This is a genomic window from Bradyrhizobium sp. (assembly GCF_035484855.1).
Classification (GTDB): domain Bacteria; phylum Pseudomonadota; class Alphaproteobacteria; order Rhizobiales; family Xanthobacteraceae; genus Bradyrhizobium.
Genome location: NZ_DATHOP010000107.1, coordinates 1 through 2,261, shown reverse-complemented (window position 1 = coordinate 2,261; position 2,261 = coordinate 1). Strand labels below are relative to the sequence as shown.

Genomic DNA, 2,261 nt, shown 5'->3' with positions numbered 1-2,261 from the left:
GAAGCACGGCTATCCGTTTGGCATCGTCGTCAACGCGCGTGGGCAGCGGTTCTTTGACGAGGGGCTCGACTTCCACTCCTACACCTACGCCAAATACGGCCGCGCGGTGCTCGACCAGCCCAACCTCTTCGCCTGGCAGGTCTTCGACCAGAAGACCCTGCACCTGCTGCGCGACGAATACCGCATCGCCCGCTGCACCAAGGAAAAGGCCGACACGTTTGAGGAGCTGGTCGCCAAGATGGAGGGCGTCGACCCGAAGGGCTTCCTCGACACGGTCCGCGAATTCAACACCGCGCCGCGGCCGGATGTGCCGTTCAACCCCAACATCCATGACGGGCTGCGCACCAGCGGCCTCGCGATCGACAAGACCAACTGGGCGCAAAAACTCGACACGCCGCCCTACGAGGCCTACGGCGTCACCTCCGGTGTCACCTTCACCTTTGGCGGGCTCAAAGTGTCAAACGACACCGAGGTACAGGACGCTGCCGGCAGCGCTATCCCCGGCCTCTGCGTCGATATCGGCAATCACCTCCCGGATCACAGTGCGCACGATACGCTTCTTGAGCCGGGCATCGGTGGTTGGGGCGACCAGACAGCTGGAGGCCTCCAAGAACCGCGTTTTCTGTGCGGGATGAACGGCGCGTCCGACTGGGGAGTTGAGGCTGTTGGTTCATCGGGTGGGATCGACCGGCAGGCCGGCCCGGGTTGCGGCCTCTTCGCTTAAGCTGGCGCTGTCTGTCCGATGAGCCAGATCAGGCGTTTCATGTTGTAAACGAGGTTGGCCAGGCCGATTTTGGTTCTCGCTCGGGCGATGCCGATGGTGCGGATATACAGGCCCATCGGCCCCTTTTGCCGGGCGAAGACGTGTTCGACCGCCGCGCGCACCGCGGACTTGCGGCCATTGGCGCGGGCGGTGCGCCGGGACATCGGCTTGCCCTTTGGCTTCTTGCGGTGGATCTGCGAGCGCAAGCCGTTATCCGCCAGGTGCTTCTCATTGGCTTTGGAGCGATAGGCGGTGTCGGCCCATACGTCGCTGGCGGTGTTGTCTTTGTCGATTAGAGCGGGCAACAGCGCACCGTCGTGGCGCGACGCGTCGGTGGCGGCCCAGCTGCGGATCAGGCGATGCCGGCGGTCGATGCCAACGTGGTTCTTGTAGCCGAAAGCTGGGACCGCGAGGTCGACGCGGGGTGCACCATCTTCGCTCGGCTTGGCCTTGGTGTATTTGACCGTCCAGCGTGCGTCGCGGTCCTTCTGCCGCAGCTTGGCGGGCCTCTTCGCCCACTCCGCCGGAATGCGGCCTTCCTTGATCTCACGCTTCTCGCCGTCGGTGTTGCGCTGCTTCGGCGCGGCAACGATCGTGGCGTCGATGATCTGACCGCCCATCGCCAGAAACCCGGCCGCCGAAAGTGCCGCCTCGAAGCGTTTGAACAGAACCTCGATCGCCGGTTTGCCGCGTAACTTGCCCCCTGTCAGCGCCTCGCGGAAGGTCCAGATCGTGTTCGCGTCCGGCACCGTGTCGGCAAGACCCAGCCCGAGGAAGCGCATGAATGACAGCCGGTCCCGGATCAGATATTCGGTCCGCTCGTCCGACAGGCTGTGGCTCGCCTGAAGGACCAGAACTTTGAACATCAGCACGTGGTCGAAAGCAGGCCGGCCGCCCTTCGAGCCGTCCGAGCGTGGCACCGCTCGCTCGAGATCAGCGCGGAACAGCTCAAAATCCACCACGGCGTTCAGCCGTTCCAGAGCATCGCCCTTGGCCGAGAGCTCCTTCAGCCGTTCCTCAACGTCGAAAAATCCTGCCTGACCCCGCATTCGCCACCCCCGTCGCGAACTCGGTTGATCGAATCACGAAACCGCCATAACGGCCAGGTTTTTGGAGGTGTCCGGCTTTCTGGCGGTTTGTGATTCCGATATCGTATCCGCGAGGATGGTGGATATTTTTTGGCGAGTTTGATGTTGGCTGCTTGTCAGCAGTAGCGCCGTGGTCGTTAGATCAGAGACCGATATGCATATCCGGATTGGTTATGAGCTCAGCTACGAATGCCTGCGGCCGGTGCCGATGGTGCTCATGCTGAACGTGCACCCTTCGCGGTCGGATGACCTCATTGTGCCGGATGAGATGATGGTTGAGCCGGGCGTGCCGATACACCGCTACCGCGACGCCTTCGGCAATCTCTGTAGCCGGCTCGTGGCGCGCCGGGCAGATTCGACTATCGGCTGAAGGCATCGTTCGCGATCACGGCGAGCCGGATCCAGTTCAC

3 protein-coding genes are annotated in these 2,261 nt (G+C 62.9%); 2 read left to right on the top strand and 1 reads right to left on the bottom strand.

Annotated elements, in window-relative coordinates; all coding sequences use genetic code 11:
- Positions 1-724, top strand: a 724-nt coding sequence (locus VK804_RS12510; protein ID WP_325371129.1) for an FAD-binding protein, incomplete at its 5' end; no start/stop codon positions are given.
- Here the strand turns inward: VK804_RS12510 and VK804_RS12505 are convergent.
- Positions 721-1,812 carry an IS5 family transposase gene (locus VK804_RS12505; protein ID WP_325371128.1) on the bottom strand — a complete coding sequence of 364 codons (1,092 nt, stop codon included), beginning with the start codon at positions 1,810-1,812 and terminating at the stop codon, positions 721-723. The genes VK804_RS12510 and VK804_RS12505 overlap by 4 nt on opposite strands.
- Before the next feature lie 193 nt (positions 1,813-2,005).
- On the opposite strand from VK804_RS12505, the gene VK804_RS12500 reads away from it, so the two are divergent.
- Positions 2,006-2,221 (top strand): hypothetical protein, encoded by a 216-nt coding sequence (locus VK804_RS12500; RefSeq protein WP_325371127.1) that lies wholly within the window; start codon positions 2,006-2,008, stop codon positions 2,219-2,221.
- Positions 2,222-2,261 lie beyond the last annotated feature (40 nt).

Bases quoted from the DNA above. Each gene is read 5' to 3' on its own strand.
- VK804_RS12500 (WP_325371127.1), top strand. From the start codon at position 2,006: ATGCATATCCGGATTGGTTATGAGCTCAGCTACGAATGCCTGCGGCCG.
- VK804_RS12505 (WP_325371128.1), bottom strand. From the start codon at position 1,812: ATGCGGGGTCAGGCAGGATTTTTCGACGTTGAGGAACGGCTGAAGGAG.